We start from the raw sequence: 6,107 nt of genomic DNA on the forward strand, positions 1-6,107 counted from the left end.
CCGCAGGAAAGCGAGTTGTTTCCGCAGCGACCCTTATCAAATTTTTGGCAACGGACCCAGATTATCTCGAAATTGAGTCTTCAAGTATCCGGCCCTTTAGTTTAATAAGTCCTCTCTTATGGAAATCAAAATAAAGTGTAATATAGCTTTTTTGGAATAAAACCTAATGATGAGTTTAGTGATATTAATCTAGGGAAAAATACAATTAGCTTCACTTTCAATAGTAGACTACCAATTGTATAATGAGAAAGTATTTTTATTCGGTAAAGGAAGGGTGAAGATATTGTTAAAGAATTTATTTGGTAAAAAAAGTGTAGAAGAAGTATTAGTCGCTCCATTGAACGGAAAAGTTGTTTCTTTAGATGAAGTTGATGATCCCGTATTCAGTCAGCGCATGATGGGTGATGGTGTTGCGATTCAGCCAACAGATGGAAAAGTAGTCAGCCCAATCAGCGGGGAGATCGTACAAATCTTCCCTACGAATCACGCCGTTGGAATTAAAACGAAATCAGGTGTGGAAGTATTAGTTCATATTGGACTGGAAACCGTAAGTATGGAAGGTGAAGGCTTCGAAGGTCATGTAAAAACAGGTGACAAAGTGAATGCCGGAGACCATCTCATTACATTCGACCCTCAACTTGTGGAGGAGAAAGCCAAAAGTTCTATCACTCCCGTAATTATCACGAACTTTGATGATGCTGTGGAGAGCTTTGATCCATCTTATTCTGACACGGCAAGTGCAGGAGAAACAAAAATAGCAACGCTTCAAACAAAATAAGCACCCCGACTAAAACCTAAAGCCCTTTGCTTTAGGTTTTTTAATTAATATACTTGAAATTATTAATGATAGAATGGAAAGAAAGGCATAATTAAAGGTATAATAATTAAAAGATTGGAGCAGGGGATTGAATGGAAGAACCTGGTCTTTTTTATATACAGAAAGGGCGTGCTTATATTGAATAAAGGTGTTATTACTCTTGGAGAAGCTTTAATTGACTTCATACCACTGGATAATGAAAATATTAACTTTCAAAAGAGTCCCGGAGGAGCTCCCGCCAACGTAGCCGTTGGGTTAGCCCGCTTAGGAGCTAAATCTACTTTTCTAGGTAAAGTTGGGGATGATGTACTTGGCAAGTTCCTGAAGAAGACACTAGAAGATTATGGAGTCAATACAGAGTATATGTACTTAACACAGGATACGCGTACAGGCGTGGTTTTTGTTACACTGGATCAGGCAGGCGAACGCAGCTTTGACTTTTATATTAATCCGAGTGCTGATCGTTTTCTTGAAGAGTCGGAAGTGGATGAAGCGATGTTTGATAACCATAATGTTCTTCACTTTGGTTCGATCTCCATGATAGATGAGCCTTCCAACACAGCAACAAAAACTGCAGTAAAGCAGGCGAGGGAAAAGGGATTGATCGTTTCCTATGATCCAAATTTACGCCTGGGGTTATGGAGTTCAGAAGAAAAAGCAAGAGAAACCATTCTGTCCATGATGGGTGAAGCAGACCTCGTTAAAATATCAGAAGAAGAACTGGAGTTTCTAACTGGAGAATCTGATATTGAAACGGGTGTGAAAAAATTACAAAAGTACCATATTCCTGTCCTTTACGTAACACTAGGGGCACTAGGAAGTCACGTTTATACATCGGAAGGTCATACTCAGGTCCCTGCCATGAAAGTCGAGTCGGTAGATACGACAGGTGCTGGAGATGCTTTTGTTTCTGGCTTGTTATACCAATTGAGTGAGTACGGCACGGTGGAACAGTTGTCGCTCAAAGAATTGGAAGGTATCACTCGTTTTGCAAGCGTATCAGGAGCTCTGGCTGCTTCAACAAAAGGAGCTATGACCGCATTACCTACAAAAAATGAAGTTGAGGATTATTTGAATTAGGAGGATTTTTTGATGGCTGAAAGAGATCAGGAACTGCGCCAGGCAGCAGCAGAAGAAATAGATAAGTATAAAGAAGAAGTAGAGTCTGATCCATACCGTCTCCTCTTCCATCATATGCCGCCAGTTGGTCTTCTGAATGACCCCAATGGCTTTATTCAATGGAAGGGTACGTATCACTTGTTTTATCAGTGGATGCCGTTTGACACAGGGCATGGAGCGAAATTTTGGGGTCATTACACTTCGAAAGACTTTGTTAACTGGGTGCATGAAGATATTGCATTAACCCCGTCTGACTGGTATGACAAAAACGGAGTTTACTCAGGCAGTGCAGTTTCTTACAATGATCGTCTTTACTTATTCTATACAGGGAATGTGAAGGATGAAGAAGGAAACCGTGAGGCTTATCAATGTCTTGCCGTCTCAGATGATGGTGTGAACTTTGAAAAGCAAGGAGTAATTGCTGAGCTTCCAGAAGGATATACAGCTCATTTTAGAGATCCTAAAGTGTGGAAAAAGGGCGAGCACTGGTACATGGTAATTGGAGCTCAAAGTAAAGATCTCCAGGGAAAGGCTGTCTTATTCCAATCAGAAAATTTATACGACTGGAAGCACCTGGGCCCGGTTACTGGAAGTTTGGAAAACGGTCTTGAAGAATTCGGTTATATGTGGGAATGCCCGGATATTTTTCAGCTTGAAGATCAGGATATATTAATGGTATCTCCTCAAGGCTTGGAAGAGGAAGGAATGAACTATGCCAATACTTATCAGAGTGGATATTTCGCTGGAAAATTAAATTATGAACAGCCCCATCTTGAACATGGTCCTTTCCGTGAGCTTGACCGTGGCTTTGAATTCTATGCGCCCCAGACAACTTTGGATGAGCAGGGCCGCCGAATTCTTATTGGCTGGATGGGTGTCCCTGACCAGTATGAACAGGCACACCCTACCGTAGAGAAGCAGTGGGTTCATTGTTTAACACTTCCGAGGGAGCTGACCTGGAACGGGGAGCAAATTATCCAGAAACCAGTTAACGAGCTGAAGGAAATGAGAGGACCGGCTCTTATCCATGCTTCAATTACGATTGAAAATGATCAAAAAGCCGTGAGAGGTATTGGAGGAAGAGCAACAGAACTGAATCTCGAATTTGAAAAGATTGAAGATCAATTTGCTATTGAATTATTTCAATATACTGCTATTAGTTATAAGGATGGAATCCTTACCTTATCTAGGCCGCAGTTAGAAAATAGGGAAAAGACGGAATTCCGCAGAGTAGAACTTCCACAAGGACTAAGAAATCTACATTTATTTATTGACCAGTCTGCCCTTGAAATCTTTGTGAATAATGGAGAGGAAGTTTTCACTTCCAGGATATTTCCTCAACCTGAAGAAGAAGATATTCTCTTCACTTCACTCGGAGAAAGCAGTTTTTCTATTGAGCAATGGAAGCTGAGCGGCTTTAATTTTTCATAATTTTGAAGCTCTACCAGTGAAAGTTTAACTTATGCTACAATAAGAAAACGAAGATTGCATGAAGGAGCCGTCTATATGAGCCCATCCTCTAAGAAAATGAAAGCAAGTGAGAGAAGAGAGCACATTTTATCCTTATTGAAGCAGACAAAAGATCCAATTACAGGTAGTTCTCTTGCGGAAGAGATGAACGTTACAAGGCAAGTCATTGTAGGGGACGTTTCTTTACTTAAAGCAAGGAATGAACCTATAGTAGCTACGAGTCAGGGCTACATGTTTATGACCGATAACAAGGAAAGTCTGGCTTATCAAAGGACAATTGTATGTCAGCATAACGCAGAGCAAACGGAAGAGGAGCTTAATATTCTTGTAGATCATGGAGTGCATGTATACGAAGTCGTGGTAGAGCATCCCATCTACGGAGATTTAACTGCTCAGCTTAGAATTTCAAATCGGCGTGATGTTAAGAAATTTATTGACGAGGTCCAATCTACAAATGCCTCATTTCTGTTGGAATTGACCAATGGCATTCATACTCACACAATCTCAGCAGACAGCACGGAAGCACTAGATGAAGCTGAAGAGGCTCTATGGCAAGCGGGCATTTTAATGAAAAATTAATGTAGATGTACAAGGAAAAGAGGTATGCTTAGAGTATGATCAGCATATCTCTTTTTTGTATAGTGGATAAATCCAAATATGATATAGTTGATAAGCAATAGTTTTTGACGAAAAAAGGTGGTGAACCAGGTGAATATTATCCCATATATTTTAAGTATTATATTAGGTTTAAACGTACTCTTGGCTTTAGCCATCATTTTTTTAGAGCGCAGAGATGCCAGTGCCACATGGGCCTGGTTGATGGTGCTTTTGTTTTTACCTATAGCAGGATTTATATTTTATCTAATTTTTGGAAGACGTTTAAGCAATAAAGAAATATTTACATGGGATAAAAAGAGCCGTTTAGGTTTATTAGCCGCTGTGCAGGATCAGCTGCAAGCTATAAAAGAAGACCGATTAGAAATCAACCATCCGGATATTGTTCCATATGAAGATCTTATTTACTTACATTTAAAAAATAATGATGCTCTTTATTCAGATAACAATGAAGTAGAAGTATTTACTGATGGACAAAAAAAGTTTCACGCACTTATCCAGGATATTGAAAGTGCTCAAGACCATATTCACTTGCTTTATTATATTGTTAGAGATGATAGACTGGGGACCCGCTTGGCAGACGTATTGATACGAAAAGCTCAAGAGAATGTAGAAGTAAAGCTTCTGTATGATGATATGGGATCTAGATTACTTAAAAGGAAGTTTGTAAAAAGGCTAAGGGATGCCGGGGTTGAAGTAGAATCTTTTTTTCCTTCTTTTATACCAAAAGTCAATTTGAAGATAAATTACCGTAATCATCGTAAATTAGCCATAATAGACGGAAAAATAGGTTATATTGGCGGATTTAATATCGGGGATGAATATTTAGGTTTTAACAAAAGGTTCGGTTACTGGAGGGATACCCATCTGAGGGTCGAAGGGAATGCGGTCAGTAACATGCAGACCAGATTTATTCTTGACTGGAACCAGGCTTCAAGAAAAGACATTGTTTATGAAGAGCGATATTATCAGGCGGAACCTAAGGGAAACACGGGAGTTCAGATCGTTTCCAGCGGACCTGATTCTGAATGGGAACAGATTAAACACGGATACATTAAAATGATTTTGTCCGCAAAAGAGTATGTCTACGTCCAGACTCCTTATTTCATACCAGATGATAGTCTGCTCGATGCCCTTAGAATAGCGGTGCTTTCAGGCGTGGATGTGCGAATTATGATCCCAAATAAGCCAGATCATCCATTTGTTTATTGGGCCACATTTTCTAATATTGGGGACATGCTGAATGCAGGCGCAAGAATCTATATTTATCAAAAAGGTTTTTTACACGCTAAAACTATTGTAGTAGATGGTAATATTGCTTCTGTAGGTACCGCTAATATTGATGTGCGAAGTTTCCGTTTGAATTTTGAAGCTAATGCTTTTGTGTATCATCCGAATATTGCCAAGGCTTTAAGCGATCGTTTTCATGAGGATTTAACCGAATCTACCGAGCTTACGAGTAAATTATACCAATCGCGCTCCAAATGGATTCGCTTCAAGGAGGCTATTGCGAGGCTGCTTTCTCCAATATTATGAGTCTGCACAGGTTATATAGTTAAGAATCGACCAACAGCCCCTTACATGAGAGGGGCTGTTGGTTTTTTATTTTCTTTCCAATAAACGTTATTGCAGATTTTACATAAAATACTGCTATAGGGCCGGTTAGTTGAAGACTCAGTTTCGAGATAAATTGGGTCCGCTACTCTATGTGGAAGAGGGCTGGTGGGGAAATGACTCGTCTTGTTCCATCACCCAGACACTCGAGACATAAGCCGTTCACCAACGGATTGGAAAACCGCCATCCTTTTGATGCTCGGCTTATGCTGTTCGTGTCTTTCGGGGTGATTCCACATTTGAACACTTTCCTATGGCCCTACACGACGTAGGGTCGATCGACGTTGCCACAGGACGTGGCGATCTTAGTCGATCCTCCTTTTACCATCAGCTTCCTCGCTCGTTTCACTCCCTGCGGGATCTCACCTAGTCCCTTCTCCCGCTCTTATACGTTCATAAGTTATAAGCGTAAATCAGGACATAAACGACGATGAGAGCTATCCAGCTCCAGCACCTAGCGTCTAGTGAGACT

Annotated in this window: 5 protein-coding genes; all 5 read left to right on the forward strand. The window is 40.4% G+C overall.

All coding sequences use genetic code 11. The features are described from left to right. Nucleotides 1-283: 283 nt before the first annotated feature. Complete coding sequence (locus tag BMZ06_RS20035) at nt 284-778, forward strand: PTS sugar transporter subunit IIA (protein ID WP_089754972.1); 495 nt, start codon at nt 284-286, stop codon at nt 776-778. 177 nt (nt 779-955) lie between these two features. Next, a complete protein-coding gene (locus BMZ06_RS20040) occupies nt 956-1,897 on the forward strand; it encodes an aminoimidazole riboside kinase (protein ID WP_089754980.1) in 942 nt (313 codons plus the stop codon). Nucleotides 1,898-1,909: 12 nt separating this feature from the next. Next, nucleotides 1,910-3,367, forward strand: coding sequence for a glycoside hydrolase family 32 protein (locus tag BMZ06_RS20045; RefSeq protein ID WP_089754974.1), 1,458 nt, complete (start codon nt 1,910-1,912; stop codon nt 3,365-3,367). Nucleotides 3,368-3,442: 75 nt separating this feature from the next. After that, on the forward strand, nt 3,443-3,985 hold the full coding sequence (locus BMZ06_RS20050; protein ID WP_089754976.1) for a transcription repressor NadR: 543 nt from the start codon (nt 3,443-3,445) through the stop codon (nt 3,983-3,985). Nucleotides 3,986-4,114: 129 nt separating this feature from the next. Further along, entirely contained in the window at nt 4,115-5,557 is a 1,443-nt protein-coding gene (cls, locus tag BMZ06_RS20055; RefSeq protein WP_089754978.1) for a cardiolipin synthase, read from the forward strand. Nucleotides 5,558-6,107 lie beyond the last annotated feature (550 nt).

Source organism: Halobacillus alkaliphilus (assembly GCF_900113125.1).
Lineage (GTDB): Bacteria > Bacillota > Bacilli > Bacillales > Halobacillaceae > Halobacillus > Halobacillus alkaliphilus.

Bases quoted from the DNA above. Each gene is read 5' to 3' on its own strand.
- BMZ06_RS20045 (WP_089754974.1), top strand. From the start codon at position 1,910: ATGGCTGAAAGAGATCAGGAACTGCGCCAGGCAGCAGCAGAAGAAATA.
- BMZ06_RS20050 (WP_089754976.1), top strand. From the start codon at position 3,443: ATGAGCCCATCCTCTAAGAAAATGAAAGCAAGTGAGAGAAGAGAGCAC.